At 67.4% G+C, this 14,753-nt stretch carries 18 protein-coding genes, 1 tRNA gene and 1 pseudogene; 9 read left to right on the top strand and 11 right to left on the bottom strand.

Annotation, left to right across the window (positions count from 1 at the left end; genetic code table 11):
• Both WA965_RS28095 and WA965_RS28090 read right to left on the bottom strand, forming a co-directional pair.
• Positions 1-295: acyl-CoA dehydrogenase family protein (locus tag WA965_RS28095; protein WP_526448257.1), on the bottom strand; the 295-nt coding region annotated here is incomplete at its 3' end.
• On the bottom strand, positions 292-1,308 hold the full coding sequence (locus WA965_RS28090) for an NAD-dependent epimerase/dehydratase family protein (protein ID WP_526296765.1): 1,017 nt from the start codon (positions 1,306-1,308) through the stop codon (positions 292-294). The genes WA965_RS28095 and WA965_RS28090, both read right to left, overlap by 4 nt.
• Positions 1,309-1,413: 105 nt before the next feature.
• Here WA965_RS28090 and WA965_RS28085 point away from each other — a divergent pair, with 105 nt between their 5' ends.
• From WA965_RS28085 to WA965_RS28075, 3 genes are read left to right on the top strand one after another with little or no spacing between them, the layout of a single operon-like run.
• Positions 1,414-1,989 (top strand): TetR/AcrR family transcriptional regulator, encoded by a 576-nt coding sequence (locus WA965_RS28085; RefSeq protein WP_526296763.1) that lies wholly within the window; start codon positions 1,414-1,416, stop codon positions 1,987-1,989.
• A gap of 37 nt (positions 1,990-2,026) precedes the next feature.
• On the top strand, positions 2,027-2,473 hold the full coding sequence (locus WA965_RS28080) for an SRPBCC family protein (protein ID WP_526296761.1): 447 nt from the start codon (positions 2,027-2,029) through the stop codon (positions 2,471-2,473).
• Entirely contained in the window at positions 2,470-4,296 is a 1,827-nt protein-coding gene (locus tag WA965_RS28075; RefSeq protein ID WP_526448256.1) for a sulfatase-like hydrolase/transferase, read from the top strand. The genes WA965_RS28080 and WA965_RS28075 overlap by 4 nt, the downstream gene beginning before the upstream one ends.
• Before the next feature lies 1 nt (position 4,297).
• Here WA965_RS28075 and WA965_RS28070 read toward each other — a convergent pair whose 3' ends face one another.
• Complete coding sequence (locus WA965_RS28070) at positions 4,298-5,560, bottom strand: amidohydrolase family protein (protein WP_178357171.1); 1,263 nt, start codon at positions 5,558-5,560, stop codon at positions 4,298-4,300.
• Positions 5,561-5,585: 25 nt separating this feature from the next.
• Between WA965_RS28070 and WA965_RS28065 the strand changes: the two genes are divergently transcribed.
• On the top strand, positions 5,586-6,446 hold the full coding sequence (locus tag WA965_RS28065) for an AraC family transcriptional regulator (RefSeq protein WP_526302863.1): 861 nt from the start codon (positions 5,586-5,588) through the stop codon (positions 6,444-6,446).
• Position 6,447: 1 nt separating this feature from the next.
• Here the strand turns inward: WA965_RS28065 and WA965_RS28060 are convergent, their stop codons facing one another.
• The gene (locus tag WA965_RS28060) at positions 6,448-7,083 is read right to left on the bottom strand and encodes a TetR/AcrR family transcriptional regulator (RefSeq protein WP_526302862.1); all 636 of its coding nucleotides are present in this window, start codon (positions 7,081-7,083) and stop codon (positions 6,448-6,450) included.
• Positions 7,084-7,175: 92 nt separating this feature from the next.
• Here WA965_RS28060 and WA965_RS28055 point away from each other — a divergent pair, with 92 nt between their 5' ends.
• Together WA965_RS28055 and WA965_RS28050 are read left to right on the top strand one after the other, a co-directional pair.
• Positions 7,176-7,448 (top strand): WhiB family transcriptional regulator, encoded by a 273-nt coding sequence (locus WA965_RS28055; RefSeq protein WP_526302861.1) that lies wholly within the window; start codon positions 7,176-7,178, stop codon positions 7,446-7,448.
• Between the two features lie 47 nt (positions 7,449-7,495).
• Positions 7,496-7,786: a hypothetical protein gene (locus WA965_RS28050; protein ID WP_526302860.1), complete on the top strand. Its 291-nt coding sequence runs from the start codon at positions 7,496-7,498 to the stop codon at positions 7,784-7,786.
• A 60-nt stretch (positions 7,787-7,846) separates the two neighbouring features.
• Here the strand turns inward: WA965_RS28050 and WA965_RS28045 are convergent.
• Positions 7,847-7,932 (bottom strand) — tRNA-Leu (locus tag WA965_RS28045).
• Between the two features lie 124 nt (positions 7,933-8,056).
• On the opposite strand from WA965_RS28045, the gene WA965_RS28040 reads away from it, so the two are divergent.
• The 3 genes and pseudogenes from WA965_RS28040 to WA965_RS28030 all read left to right on the top strand — a co-directional run.
• Positions 8,057-8,473: a hypothetical protein gene (locus WA965_RS28040; RefSeq protein WP_526302859.1), complete on the top strand. Its 417-nt coding sequence runs from the start codon at positions 8,057-8,059 to the stop codon at positions 8,471-8,473.
• Positions 8,474-8,486: 13 nt separating this feature from the next.
• Positions 8,487-8,831 carry a DUF3817 domain-containing protein gene (locus WA965_RS28035; RefSeq protein WP_526302858.1) on the top strand — a complete coding sequence of 115 codons (345 nt, stop codon included), beginning with the start codon at positions 8,487-8,489 and terminating at the stop codon, positions 8,829-8,831.
• A gap of 37 nt (positions 8,832-8,868) precedes the next feature.
• Positions 8,869-10,023 (top strand): annotated as a pseudogene (locus WA965_RS28030) (acyltransferase family protein); the annotation flags it as partial.
• On the opposite strand, the gene rdgB reads toward WA965_RS28030, so the two are convergent.
• From rdgB to WA965_RS28000, 6 genes are read right to left on the bottom strand one after another with little or no spacing between them, the layout of a single operon-like run.
• Complete coding sequence (gene rdgB / locus WA965_RS28025; RefSeq protein ID WP_526302866.1) at positions 9,984-10,601, bottom strand: RdgB/HAM1 family non-canonical purine NTP pyrophosphatase; 618 nt, start codon at positions 10,599-10,601, stop codon at positions 9,984-9,986. The pseudogene WA965_RS28030 and the gene rdgB overlap by 40 nt on opposite strands.
• On the bottom strand, positions 10,598-11,380 hold the full coding sequence (gene rph, locus WA965_RS28020; protein WP_526302857.1) for a ribonuclease PH: 783 nt from the start codon (positions 11,378-11,380) through the stop codon (positions 10,598-10,600). Before rph ends, rdgB begins: the two co-directional genes overlap by 4 nt.
• A 50-nt stretch (positions 11,381-11,430) precedes the next feature.
• A complete protein-coding gene (locus WA965_RS28015) occupies positions 11,431-12,204 on the bottom strand; it encodes a cyclic nucleotide-degrading phosphodiesterase (RefSeq protein WP_526302856.1) in 774 nt (257 codons plus the stop codon).
• A 58-nt stretch (positions 12,205-12,262) separates the two neighbouring features.
• Positions 12,263-13,099 (bottom strand): glutamate racemase, encoded by an 837-nt coding sequence (murI, locus tag WA965_RS28010; RefSeq protein WP_526302855.1) that lies wholly within the window; start codon positions 13,097-13,099, stop codon positions 12,263-12,265.
• Positions 13,096-13,788 (bottom strand): rhomboid family intramembrane serine protease, encoded by a 693-nt coding sequence (locus WA965_RS28005; protein WP_526302854.1) that lies wholly within the window; start codon positions 13,786-13,788, stop codon positions 13,096-13,098. The genes murI and WA965_RS28005 overlap by 4 nt, the downstream gene beginning before the upstream one ends.
• Positions 13,779-14,753 (bottom strand): cysteine synthase, encoded by a 975-nt coding sequence (locus tag WA965_RS28000; protein ID WP_526302853.1) that lies wholly within the window; start codon positions 14,751-14,753, stop codon positions 13,779-13,781. Before WA965_RS28000 ends, WA965_RS28005 begins: the two co-directional genes overlap by 10 nt.

Below are 14,753 nucleotides of genomic sequence, written 5' to 3'. Positions count from 1 at the left end.
GCACAGCCGCGACGGCCAGCACGGTCGGCAGCACCGGCCCCGGCAGCAGCGCGGTCGCGGCTGCCTCCACCACACAGGCCGTGTCCATCAGCGTGCCACCCTGTCCCCCGACTTCCTCGGGAAGGTGCACCGCGTGAAACCCGTTGACGACGAAGTCATCCCACCACTGCGGGAGTTCGCCGGCAGCGAGCGTCTCGAATGAGCTTCGCGTTTTCTCGATCGGCGCATGCCGTGCCGCGAACTGGCCTACGGCGTCGGCCAACTGCTGCTGTTCGGGGGTGAGTCCGATGGTCATCGCGGGTCCTCAGCGGTTACGGCCCCGCGGCGCCCGTTGCGAAAGAAGTGTGCGGCGGCCACGATCGACTCTGATGTCGGCCGCGGTCGCCACCCCAGTTCGCGGACGGCCTTGGAGTGATCCAGTGGTGTCATGATGTGCATCAGGCGGATGTTCAGGGGCGTCAGTTTGGTGTCCTTGCCCCGCAGGCGGGCGACCAAACTGCTGACATGACCCGCCGCAGACATCACCTTGATCGGCACCCCGCGCTTCGGAGGCGTGACACCGACAGCGTCACAGGCGATCTGATGGATCTCGCGGGTGCTCATGAATCGCTCCGAGACGATGTAGCGTTCGCCGGTGCGTCCACGCTCACCAGCGAGGATCAATGCCGCTGCGGCGTCCTCGATGCCGACCACCTCCGCTTCGTACCCGTCGATGTTGAACGGCAGCTTGCCACCGACCGCAGCGGCGAGCAGACCCCCGTGCGGTGTCGGCAACCAGTCCCCCGGGCCGAAGGTGTTCGCCACACACATCGCCACCGCGGGCAGGCCCTTCTCGGCGCTGTACCGCAGCACCATGTCCTCGGCCGCCACCCGGGATCGGATGTAATCGCCGCCGACGTCGAGCCAGTTGTGGGCGGTGCCCTCGTCTGCCACGCCACCATCCGAGCGGCCGATGGTGCCGATCGAACTGGTGAACACGAAACGCGTCAGGTCCGCTTCGAGCGCGACGTCGAGCACGTTGCGCAGACCGTCCACGTTCGTCCGCCACAACGGTGCGGTGTCGCGTAACCACGGGCGCGCGTCGACGACGCAGTAGTAGACGACGTCGCATCCGTCCATCGCGGCGCGCAGCGACTCGGTGTCGAAGACGTCCCCGCGACGCACGTCGACGGGAAGCCCATCGATGCCGCGCGTCGAACTCGTGTCGCGGATCATCACGCGCACGTCGTCACCACGGTCCACCAGTTGACTGGTGACGTGCGAACCGAGGAATCCGCTGGCCCCGATCACCAGCTTCGTTGCCGCCATCACCAGAACACCAGCTTTGATCCTCCGCGAATTCACGAGACGCAACGTCTCGTCTTGTGGCAGACTACGGGCGATGTCCCAGCGTGTAAAGCCGGTGGACCGCTGATGGCCACCCACCTCGCTGCGCCCCGTCGGCGCAGCGAGAAGTCACGCACAGCCATCGTCGTCGCCACCCGGGAGCTACTGCTGGAACGCGGCTTCGACAAGCTCAGCATCGAGGCGGTGGCGGCCCGTGCCGGCGTGGGGAAGCAGACGATCTACCGCTGGTGGCCCAGCAGGCATGCGCTGGTCGCCGACGTCATCCTCGAAGACGCCGACAAGATCCTGCGACCGATCGCCCCGACCGGCGACGTCACGCGCGACATCTGCACGTGGGCGGTGAACCTCGCCGCGACGCTGACGACCGCCCGCGGCAATGCCATGCTTCGGATCCTGACCACGGCCGGCATGGAGCACGCCGACACCGCGGACCGCCTGCGCGCGGGCTTCAGCACCCCGCTGCACGACACCGTACGGAGCCGGCTGTCTGCCGAAGGACTCGACCCGGCGGCCGCTCAGGATGCCTCGGACGCCATCGTCGGGGGCATCGTCTACGCCATCCTCAGTGAAGGCCGGTCATTCCCGCGCGGCCGCGCCGAGTCGATCACCCGTACCGTGCTGGGCGGCATCCGGACGACATGATGTGGCGCGGCGGCCCCCGGCCGCGTTGGATGGGGTGATGGCCGACGTCAGCCGCTCCCGAACGATCGCAGCCGAACCCGAGGCCATCTGGGAGGTGCTGGCGGACTTCGGCGCGCTCAGCGTATGGGCAGACGGTGTCGACCACTCCTGCGTGATCAACTCCGGCGAGGACGCCGACCCTCTCGGCCTGACCCGTCGGGTACAGGTCGGCCGGGACACGCTTGTCGAGACGATCACCGCGTTCGCCCCACCCCGGCTGCTCGCCTACGACATCGGGGGCGTCCCGCGGTCGATGTCGGCGGCGAACCGCTGGAATCTGGCGCCCGACGGGGAGAGCCGGACTACCGTGACGCTCACCAGCACCGTCCGGATGAATTCCCGTTTACTGCGCCCACTGCTCGAGCGTGCCGGCGCCCGACTGGTCGCACGGAGATCCGAGGCATTGCTGGGCTCGCTGGCCAGGCACTGTGAGGAGAAGACATGAGCGCCGAGAAACCGGACATCGTGATCGTGATGACCGACGAGGAGCGTGCGGCGCCGCCGTACGAAACCGATTCGGTCCGCGCCTGGCGTGACCGAACGCTGCCCGGCAGAAGGTGGTTCGACGAGCACGGGGTCAGCTTTGTTCGCCACTACACCGGTTCACTGGCCTGCGTGCCGAGCCGCCCGACGATCTTCACCGGCCACTACCCGGACCTGCACGGTGTCACCCAGACCGACGGCCTCGGCAAGTCCCACGACGACTCCCGGTTGCGCTGGCTGCGCCGCGGCGAGGTCCCCACTCTGGGCAACTGGTTCCGGGCGGCGGGCTACGACACCCACTACGACGGCAAGTGGCACATCTCCCATGCCGACCTGATCGACCCCGCCACCGGCCAGGCACTGGCCAGCAACGATGACAACGGGGTCATCGATCCCGATGCGGTGAAGCGCTACCTGGACGCTGATCCCCTTGCACCGTACGGCTTTTCGGGGTGGGTTGGCCCGGAACCACACGGCGCCAGCCTCTCCAATGCCGGCATCCGCCGCGACCCACTGATCGCTGATCGTGTGGTCGCTTGGCTCGAGGACCGCTACGCGCGGCGCCGCGCCGGAGACACCGCTGCGCTTCGCCCATTCCTTCTGGTCGCCAGCTTCGTCAACCCACACGACATCGTGCTGTTCCCTGGCTGGGTCCGCCGCAACCCGGTGAAATCGTCACCGCTCGACCCGCCCCATGTCCCGCCCGCGCCCACTGCTGACGAGGACCTGTCCACAAAACCGGCCGCCCAGATCGCCTTTCGCGAGTCCTACTATTCCGGCTACGGTCCGGCACGCGTCGTCGAGCGGACCTATCGACACAATGCTCAGCAATACCGAGACCTCTACTACCGGTTGCACGCCGAGGTCGACACTCCGATCGACCGGGTGCGCCGTGCCGTCACCGAGGGCGGATCTTCCGACGGCGCCGACGACACGGTGCTGGTGCGCACCGCCGACCACGGCGACCTGCTCGGTGCGCACGGCGGACTGCACCAGAAGTGGTTCAACCTCTACGACGAGGCGACCCGGGTGCCGTTCGTCATCGCCAGGATCGGTTCCCATCCGACCCGGGCGGGCACGGTCAGCGCGCCGACCTCCCACGTCGACCTAGTGCCCACGCTGCTCGCAGCGGCCGGTGTCGACATCGCTGCGGTGTCGACCGCGCTGGCGGAGTCGTTCTCCGAAGTGCACCCCCTGCCGGGGCGCGATCTCATGCCGGTCGTCGACGGTGCAGCGGCCGACGAGGATCGCGCTGTCTATCTGATGACCCGCGACAACGTACTCGAAGGTGACACCGGCGCCTCGGGAGCCGCCCGTGCGTTGAAGCTGACAGCCAATCCTCCTGCCCCACTACGCATCCGGATTCCGGCGCACACCGCGGCCAACTTCGAAGGGCTGGTGGTGCGGGTCGACGACTCGGCCGCACCCGGTGCCGCGGGACATCTGTGGAAGCTGGTCCGGTCATTCGACGACCCGGGCACCTGGACCGAACCGGGCGTGCGCCATCTCGCCGCCGACGGGATGGGCGGGCCGGTGTACCGCAGCGACCCGCTCGACGACCAGTGGGAGCTCTACGATCTGACCGCCGACCCCGTCGAAGCACGGAACCGCTGGGATGACCCCGAACTGCACGAGCTACGCGCCCACCTGCGCGCTCAACTCAAGTACGTTCGTACCGAATCGGTTCCCGAGCGCAACGCGCCGTGGCCGTACGCGACCCGGCGGCCACCGGGTGCGTCGTCCCGGCGCTCGCCGCTGCGCGCCCTGCGGGCCCGCTTCAGCTGACTCAGGTGCGGGCGAACTGCTTCTCGTCGTAGAGGCGCGCCCACTCCGCGCGCGGCCGGATCGACACGTCGACGTCGGTGGCCTTGGCGCGCAGCGCACCGACGGTCGCCTGGTCGCGCGCGGTGCGGGCGAACGGGTCCCAGCCGAAGAAGCGGGACGAGTTCTGCCAGGTGATCTTGTTGATGTCACTGTCGTCGGCACCGGCGGCGTCGAGTTCGGCGAGCACCTTCTCCGGCGCATCGGGCCAGAAGCAGTCCGAGTGCGGGTAGTCGCACTCCCAGGCGATGATGTCGATGCCGATCTCGTGGCGCAGCTTCAGCGAGGTCTTGTCGGTGACATAACAGGCCAGCGAGTGCTCGCGGAAGACGTCGCTGGGCAACTTGTCGCCGAAATCGCGGCGCAGCCATTTCTGGTTCGTGTAGTGCCGGTCGCTGCGATCGAGATAGAACGGGATCCACCCGATGCCGCCCTCGGAGAAGGCGAACTTCAGGTCGGGATAGTTGCGCATCGCCGGGCCCCACAGCAGATCCTGGGCACACATCGCCGACACCTGGGTGGCCAGGATGATGAGGTTGTCGATAGGTGCGTTGGGCGCCATGCTGATCGCGCCGAAACCGGTGCCGATGTGCAGGCACATCACCACATTCTCCTCCGACAGCGTCCGGAACACCGGGCCCCAGTACTCGTCGTCGTGGTAGCTCGGCAGGCCCTCGAGGTGTGGCAGTTCCGGCATCGTCACCGCGTGGCACCCCTTGGCCGCAACACGGCGGATCTCCGCGCACATCGCCTCGACGTTCCAGGTCGGAAGCACGGCGATCGGGATGAAGCGGTCCGGGTAGGACCCGGCCCACTCGTCGATGTGCCAGTCGTTGTAGGCCGACACCATGACCAGCGTGACGTCCTCCCGGTGCATGTTGAGGTGGCGCGCCGAGAAACCAGTGAAGGTCGGGAAGCACATCGACGCGAGGATGCCGTTGCGATTCATGTCCCGGACGCGCTCGTGGACGTCGTAGACGCCCGGACGCATCTCGGCGAAACCGGCAGGGTCACGGCCCCACTCCTCCGGCGGCCACGACACCACCGCGTTCAGCCCACTGACGCCCTGCGGCCTGCCCTGATACATCCACTGGTCGACGCCCTTGTCGTCGGTGACGACGATCGGCGCCTCCGACTTGTACTTGGCCGGCACGTGATTGAGGAACATGTCCGGCGGCTCCACCACGTGGTCGTCGATGCTCACCAGAATCAGGTCGTCGGTTTTCATATCTCCACTAGTACCGTGTGTAGACGTGACCGCCTCTGCGTCTTCGGACAAACTCTTGTCCGAATCGGCCAACCTGCTGTCCACGCCTGCGCAGGGACATCGTCGGGTCATCGAGCTGCGGCGGGGCGGGTCCGCGCTGGGTGGCAGCTATCTCTACGAAGGTGATGCGTTGATCACCGGCTGGCACTCCCACGAGGTGCATCAGATCGAGTACGCGCTGCACGGGGTGGTCGAGGTGGAGACCGATTCGGCGCACTACCTGCTGCCGCCCCAGCAGGCGGCGTGGATCCCGGCGGGCCTGGAGCACCAGGCGGTGATGAACCCCGACGTGAAAACCGTCGCGGTGATGTTCGACCGGACGCTGATCGCCGACGGTGGCGACCGCGCCCGAATCCTGGCGGTGTCCCCGCTGATCCGGGAGATGATGATCTACGCGCTGCGCTGGCCGATCGATCGCGCCCGCGGTGACGAGCTCTCCGATGGGTTCTTCCGCACCCTGGCCGCCCTGGTCTGTGAAGCACTCGAGCACGAGGCGCCGCTGAGCCTTCCGACCTCAGCGCACCCGATCGTCGCAGCGGCGATGGACTACACGAAACAACATCTCGACACCGTGTCCTGCGAGCAGGTCAGCCGCGCGGTGTCGGTCTCGGAGCGAACGCTGCGGCGACTGTTCGCCGAACAGCTCGGCCTCTCCTGGCGAACGTATCTGCTGCACGCGCGCATGCTGCGCGCCATGGCCCTACTCGCGGCACCCAGGCAGTCGGTGCAGGAGACCGCGACCGCCGTCGGATTCGACAGCATCAGCTCCTTCACCCGGGCGTTCACCCAGTTCTGCGGCGAGACACCGTCGGCGTACCGCAGAAGGGTTGCCGGACAACCGGATTGACTCATCCGCCGTCTGGTCGCCGGAACAGCCCTTCGCGCAGTAGCGAATCCACGGCGGCCTGCCATCGTTGCAGTTGCGCGGGTGTGGTGAACGGCTCGGGTAGGTGCCGGTTGATATGGGTGCGCAAGCTGACGACACCGAGCGCGAGCACGATGCCGTTGAGAGGCGCCCACGTCAGATCGATGTCCGGCCGGGTTTCGCCGCGGTCGGCGCGCTGCTGCCACCGTGCCTGGCCCAGCGCGAACAAGGTGTCGAAGATCGTCGCACCCAGCGGACTGCCGTCCACGAGGGCACGACCGATGTAAGCCGCGACATCAGGCTGTTCGAGGAAAATCTGAGTCACCCGCTGGCCGATCTCGGCGATCGAATCCTCGGCATCATCCGGGATCGGCTGGGCGAAAGGGGTGATCACCAGCCGCACGACGTCCTCGTCGACAGCCTCGATCAGCCCCGCCTTCGTCGCGAAGTGGTGTTGCACCAGACCGAGCGACACCCCCGCGGCCGCCGCGACGCCCCGCAATGTCGTGCCCGACGTTCCGTTCTCCGCAAAACACCGCATGGCCGCGGTGCGAATCCGTTCGACGTTGCGCGGTTCTTCCGCACCGGTCCGAACCGGTTTCGCCCTCACACTGGCCACCGTAGTCACCGTCACCCCCGTCGCGATTCGACAGTACAGTTGTATCGTAAGTACGATACAACTGTATTGCCAACGACGGGAGGAGGGTGTCTGTGCATCCACTGGCGATCGAAGAGCAAGCGTGGACGGCACCGTGCACGCGTGATCCCGACCGATGGATCACCACCGCCGACGAGGGCGCGAAGGCGCTGTGCCGCGCGTGTCCCCGACGCTGGCAGTGCGCCCGGGAAGCATGCGTAACACCTGGTGCGGAGGGGCTCTGGGCCGGGATCGTGCTGCCGCAGGGCGGTCGGAACCGCCAGTTTGCGCTCAGGCAACTGAGGTCGCTCGCCGAGCGCAACGGTCTGTCGGTGCGCAAACGCTGAGTGATTTCCGCAACCGGAGACCATGGGTGGTTTTCAGCGGCGTACCGGTGGGTAACAAACCCGCATCACGCTGCTACGCCCACGAGGAGATTCCGATGGCCGACATGGCCGAAGGCACCACCAGCCCTGACGATCCGTTCAACGAGACCGTCGCCACCACCGGCCTCTTCCTCATCTTCACCGCGATCATCGCGCTGGCGTTCGCGCTCGCGAGCTGGGGGATGGCCGAAACCCTGATCGCGATCTTCGCCGGAGTGTTCGCAGTGGTCAGTTTCACCGCGAGCATTCTGTGCTTCTTTTCTCAATCCACCGAGATCCCGGTCGAGGCTCCTGCCTGATCGCTGCTCACGCCGACCGGGCGACGGCCGAGCGGAGTTGCCGGCCGCAGTGCCGACCGGTGGTGCGGGCGGGGGGATTCGAACCCCCACGCTCTTTCGAACACGGACACCTAAAGACCGCGCGTCTTCCCTTCCGCCACGCCCGCAACGGGAGTGATCGTACCAATCCCGGCAAGGCGACCTCAGCTCGAAGATCGACCTCGATGACACGGTGCCGAGGAGTTCGTCCTCGGCTCATGCGGCCAATCGCCTGCGCGGTACCGTTGGCTGGTGTCCACTACGCGGCGTAGGAGGCCGGCGCTCATCCTGCTGGTGATCGCCGCTGCAGGCGGTTGCCTGGGCCTCGCGTGGTGGCAGTGGACCCGGTTCGAATCGGTGTCGGGCAATTTCCAGAATCTCGGTTACGCCCTGCAGTGGCCGCTGTTCGCCGGATTCTGCGTCTACGCCTACTTCAAGTTCGTCCGGTACGAGCAGGCGCCTCCGGAAGCCCATCCGCGCGATGCCGTCACCGAGATCCCCGCCGGGTTGCTGCCCGAGCGACCCAAGCCGACCACCGATGCCGACGGCGACGGCGACGGCGACAGGACACTGCGTGAGTACAACGCCTACCTGGCCGAACTGGCGGCAGCCGATAGCACCACCAGCGACGACAACAGCAACGATGACTCGAGAATGAGCCGAGAATGACAGGAACCCGTAGGTGACCGCACCCGACACCCCCTCGCCCATCACCCCCGTCGAGACCATCCGCAAAGCATTGCTCGGCTACCGGGTCCTCGCCTGGGCGACAGGCATCTGGCTGATCGCCCTCTGCTACGAAATGGTGTTGAAGTACGGGTTCGGCGACGACTCGCTCGGCTGGATCGCGGTGGTGCACGGCTGGGTCTACTTCGTCTATCTGTTGTTCACCGCCAACCTCGCCGTGAAGGTCCGGTGGCCGATCGCCAAGACCGTCGGTGTGCTGCTCGCCGGAACGATCCCGCTGGTCGGCATCGTCGTCGAGCACTTCCAGACCCAGAAGATCAAGGCGCAGTTCGGCGTCTGAGGTCGGTAAACTCGGAGCGGTGTCAGCCACCCCCGGGATGCGCCACGGCGCTGCCCCGGCGGTCAGCCCCGACGCCACCGCTTCCCGCCTTCCCGCCCTCACCGGCCTTCGGGCTGTCGCCGCGCTTCTGGTCGTCTTCACCCACGCGGCGTTCGCCACCGGGTATCTCAACCACGGCTATCTCGGAGCGGTCTACGCACGCATGGAGATCGGCGTCGCGATTTTCTTCGTGCTGTCAGGATTCCTGTTGTTCCGGCCATGGGTGCGGGCGGCAGCACAGGGTCGAGCAGCGCCGTCGCTGAGCCGTTACGGCCGCCGCCGCGTGCGTCGAGTGGTTCCCGCCTACGTGGTGGTGGTCCTGGTCACGTTCTCCGTGTACACCGTCTTCACCCCGGGCCCCACCCCCGGCCAGACCTGGCACGGCCTGCTCAGATATCTGACCTTCTCGCAGATCTACACCGATGACTACCTGACGACGATGCTGCATCCCGGGCTGTCTCAGATGTGGAGCATGGCGGTGGAGGTCGCGTTCTACGCCGTGCTCCCCGGACTGGCCTTTCTGATCCTGCGGGTGCTGTGCGGGGGCCGATGGCGGCCCGGCCGGGCACTGATCGGCCTTGCCGCGCTCGCTGCGATCGGCCCGGCCTGGCTCCTGCTCGTCACCACCACCGACATGCTGCCCAACTCTGCGGGCATGTGGTTGCCAGCCCACATCGGTTGGTTCGTCGGCGGCATGGCACTCGCCGTGCTGCAGGCCGTCGGCGCGAGATGCCATGCGGGCCTCGCGATCCCGCTGGCGGTGGCCCTGTACCTGCTGGTGTCGACGCCGATCGGCGGCGCGATTCTCGGTCCCGACCCGGTGTGGGTGCCGTTGGCGAAGTCGCTGCTCTACGGCACGATCGCCACCTTGGCGGTCGCTCCGCTGGCGCTCGGCAGCCGTGGCGGATACCAACAATTCCTCGGTAGCCGGCCGATGGTGTGGCTCGGCGAGATCTCCTACGAGATCTTCTTGCTGCACTCGCTGGCCATGGCACTGGTGATGCACCTCGTGCTGGGATGGCCGCTGTTCACCGGATCGATGCCGGGGCTGATCACAGCGACTCTGGCACTGACGATCCCGGCCGCGTGGGCGCTACATCGTTTGACCAGACCTCACCGGGCGGAGGTGAGCCCCCGCAGCGCCGGAAGCAACGCCGCCAGCGCACGACCCCGGTGCGACGCTGCGTCCTTCTCCCCCGGACTGAGTTCGGCGGCGGTCCTCTCCGAACCGTCGGGCAGAAATATCGGGTCGTAGCCGAAGCCCCCGTCGCCACGGGGTTCGCGCACGATGCTGCCGGTCCATTCACCCCGCACCACCGCGCTGTCCGAGCCGGCGAGGCTGAACACCAGGGCACATGCCGATACGAACGCTGCACCGCGCCGCTCGTCCGGGACGTCTGCGAGCTGCCCCAGAAGCAACATGGTGTTGGCGGCATCGTCGCCGTGGCGTCCCGACCACCGCGCGCTGAGCACCCCCGGCATTCCGTTGAGGGCGTCGACCTCCAACCCGGAATCGTCGGCCACCGCGGGAATCCCGGTGGCCGCAAAGGCGTCGCGGGCCTTGGCCAGAGCGTTCTCCTCGAAGGTCGCCCCCGTCTCCGGCGCCTCGTCGAACGGCGCGACATCGTCGAGGGACAGCAGCGTCAGGCCGGACACTCCCGCGGTGTCGAGCACCCGGCGCAGTTCGGCCAACTTCTTCGGGTTGCGTGAGGCAACCAGTAGTTCGGTCAGCTTCCGAACGCCTTCTTCGCGGGTTCACCCGACTCGGGCAGCGCCCCGGGATACGGCAGTTCCAGTGCCTGCCGCTGAACGTCGAACAACTGATCGCAGGACGCCATCGCGAGGTCGAGCATCTTGTCCAGGGTCGACCGCGGGAACGTCGCACCCTCTCCGGTGCCCTGGATCTCGACGAGCGTGCCGGTGTCGGTGGCCACGACGTTCATGTCCACCTCGGCGCGGGAGTCCTCGGTGTAGGGCAGGTCGACACGTATCCGGCCGTCGACCACACCGACGCTCACCGCCGCGATCGCGCAGGACAGCGGACGCGGGTCCGACAGCTTTCCCGCCGCGGCAAGGTAGGTCACGGCGTCGGACAGCGCCACATAGGCGCCGGTGATCGCCGCGGTGCGGGTCCCACCGTCGGCCTGCAGTACGTCGCAGTCGATCGCGATGGTGTTCTCCCCCAGCGCGGCGAGGTCGATGCAGGCGCGCAGAGATCGGCCGACGAGTCGGCTGATCTCCTGGGTACGACCGCCGACTCGCCCTTTCACCGACTCCCGACCCGAACGTTCGTGGGTCGCGGCGGGCAGCATCGCGTACTCGGCGGTCAGCCAGCCCTGGCCGGAACCCTTGCGCCACCGGGGCACTCCCTCGGTGACGCTCGCGGTGCACATGACCCGGGTCTGGCCGAACTCCACCAGCACCGAACCTGCGGGGTGGGAGGTGAAGCCGCGGGTGATCGTGACCGGGCGCAGTTCGTCGTCGAGTCTGCCGTCTTCTCGTCTGGACACGGGCCAACACTAGCGGGTGCCCCAGACACCACCTCGAGCAGCGTTCGAGGTCAGCGGCGCGTGACGTCGAATGCCTCGTTGCACACCACCGCGTGCACCGGGCCGTCGAACTCGGCCTTGGCCTCGCTGATCACGTCCTCGCGGGAAGTCCACGGCGGGATGTGGGTCAGTAGCAGTTCGGCGACACCGGCGCGGGCGGCGGCGCGCCCCGCCTCGGTGCCCGACAGGTGCAGCCTCGGCGGCCGGGACGGCGAGTGGGTCCAGGATGCCTCGCACAGGAAGACATCGGCGCCTCGAGCCAGATCGATGAGAGCGTCGCAGTAGCCGGTGTCGCCGCTGTAGACGAGAGTCGCGCCCGACGGATCGGTGATGCGCATGCCGTAGGACTCCGTCGGGTGGCACACCAGCCGCGGCAACACCGTCAGCGACCCGATTTCCACGAGCTGATTGTCCACCCAGTGCCGGATGTCGAAGATGTCGGTGAAGTCGTCGATCTCGCCACCTTCGGGCGAGGATGCCGAGCCCAGCCGCGCCCAGGTATTGGCGGGTCCGTAGAGCACCCCGCGCTCCGGCGCCGGCGACGGGTGGTAACGCCGCCACACAAAAAGCCCCGGTAGATCCAGGCAGTGATCGGCGTGCAGATGGGAGAGCAGCACGTGCACGGAGTTGGGATCCGCGAACCGCTGGAGCGCGCCGAGCACCCCGCCGCCGAAGTCCAGGACCAGCGGTGGGGTATCGGGGGCTGTCACCAGATATCCCGATGCGGGCGAATCCGGCCCGACCACACTGCCGGAGCAACCCAGTACGGTGATTCGCACGCTCACTAGCTTGCCATGCCCACGATGGGCATGACGAAAACATCGCCGCTTTGGCCGGCGAAGATCAAGATCGTGTGCCCAGGTGTTGCTGAACAGGCCGGACCCCGTCGAGGGTGGGGCCGAGAAACCGCGCGGCGAGAGCGATGAACGCCTCGGGGTCGCCGGTGGCCTCGAACACCCGCTTCGGCGGCGGTGCCGAGGCGTCGGGATGCGGCCTCAGCAACTCGTTCTCCGTCAGCACCCGCAGTAGGTCCTTTGCGGTTTCCTCGGCACTGGACACCAGGCTCACGTTGTCGCCCATCGCCAATTGGATGAGGCCGGACAGCATCGGATAGTGCGTGCAGCCGAGCACCAGCGTGTCCACCTCGGCGCGCTGCAGGGGTTCCAGATACCCCTCGGCCAGACCCAGCACCTGCCGCCCGCTGGTGACCCCCCGTTCGACGAAGTCGACGAACCGGGGGCACGCCACCGCGAACACCTCGATGTCGCGTGCCGCGGCGAACGCGTCCTGATAGGCGCCGGAGGCGATCGTGGCGGCGGTGCCGATGACCCCGACGCGGCCGTTGCGGGTGGATCGCACCGCGCGCCGCACCGCGGGCAGGATCACCTCGATGACAGGCACGGGCGCGTAGCGCTCCCGCGCGTCGCGAAGGCAGGCCGACGACGCCGTGTTGCATGCGATCACCAGCGCCTTGACCCCCCGCGCTGCGAGGTCGTCGCCGATCGTCAGGGCATGGGCCCGGATCTCGGGAACGGTCAGCGGCCCATAGGGTCCGTTGCCGGTGTCACCGACGTAGATGATCTCCTCGTCGGGCAATTGGTCGATCACGGCCCGCGCGACCGTGAGCCCGCCGACACCGGAGTCGAAGATTCCGACAGGCCGCAGCGCGTCGGGATTCATGCACCCAGGGAGGGCGGCCGGACCGGGCGCCGCAACGCCCGGGTCTTTCGCTCCGGCCCGGAGAGCAGGTGCGCGGCGAGCACACCGGCGACGGCCCCGCACAGGTGGCCCTGCCACGAGACGCCGAACGTCCCCGGTAGTACGCCGAGCAGGATGCTGCCGTAGATGAAGAGCACGACGACACCGACGACGATCTCCCAGATCTTGCGGGTGAAGAACCCGAAGACGATCAGGAAGGTCAACCAGCCGAAGATCAGACCGGACGCGCCGATGTGGTTGGTCTCCACCACCACACCGTTGTAGGTCGGTGCGCCCACGTTGCCGATGAGCCAGGTCCCGACGCCACCGAGAACCCAGATGATCGCGGTGGCGAAGAGGAACCGGGACAAGCCCGCCAGGGTCATAAGGAACCCGAGCACGAGCGCCGGGCCCGTGTTGGCGATCAGGTGCTCCCAGTTCGAGTGCAGCAGCGGCGCGACCAGGATTCCTGTCAGACCATCGGTTTCCAAGGGACGAATTCCGTTGCTGTCCAGACGATGTCCGGTCAGCGAGTCGAAGAGCTCGATCACCCAGAGCAATACGACGAACGACACGATGGTCAGACCGCCGACCAGCCAGACCGGGCGCTTCTGAGACCCCGCGGGTGGTCCGGCCATACCCGGATATCCGCCGGTGCCCGTCAAGCCCATAGTTGCCCTTCCAATGCGTCCTCTGCATCATCCAGGCTACCGGTGTACGCACCGGTCGACAGATACTTCCATCCGGCATCACACACGGTGAACGCGATGTCTGCCCGCTCACCGGCTTTCATCGCCTTCGCGGCCATACCGAGTGCGGCGTGCAGGATCGCCCCGGTGGAGACGCCCGCGAAGATCCCTTCGGTCTGGACCAGCTCGCGGGTGCGCCGGATCGCGTCGTAGGAGCCGACGGCGAACCGGGTGGTCAGCACGTCGGGGTCGTAGAGCTCGGGGATGAAGCCCTCGTCGATGTTGCGCAGCGCGTAGACGCCCTCGCCGTAGCGGGGTTCGGCCGCGACGATCTGGACGCCGGGCACCTTCTCACGCAGATACCGCCCGGTGCCCATCAACGTGCCCGTGGTGCCGAGGCCGGCGACGAAGTGGGTGATCTCGGGCAGGTCTGCGAGTAGCTCGGGTCCGGTGCCGTCGTAGTGCGCCGCGGCGTTGGAGGGGTTGCCGTACTGGTAGAGCATCACCCACGAGGGATTCTCGGCGGCAAGCTCTTTGGCCCGCGCCACCGCGGTGTTGGAGCCACCTTCGGCCGGCGAATAGATGATCCGGGCACCGTAGAGCTCCAGCAGCTGACGCCTCTCGATCGAGGTGTTCTCCGGCATCACACAGATCATCCGGTAGCCCTTGAGCAGCGCGGCCATCGCCAGCGAGATCCCGGTGTTGCCGCTCGTCGGTTCCAGGATCGTGGCGCCGGGCTGCAGCAGGCCGCCATGTTCGGCGTCCTCGATCATCCGCAGAGCGGGCCGGTCCTTGATGGACCCGGTCGGGTTGCGGTCCTCGAGCTTGGCCCACAACCGGACGTGGGGCGACCCGTCCTCACCCCCGTTCCACGACGGGGACAGCCGCTGGAGACCGACCAGTGGGGTGTCACCGAGGGCCTTCAGCAGCGAGTCGTAGCGGGTCAT

The sequence above is a fragment of the Mycobacterium sp. genome (assembly GCF_049683935.1).
GTDB lineage: Bacteria > Actinomycetota > Actinomycetes > Mycobacteriales > Mycobacteriaceae > Mycobacterium.
Note: the sequence above shows the minus strand (reverse complement) of the source record. Positions and strands in the feature narration are given on the sequence as shown.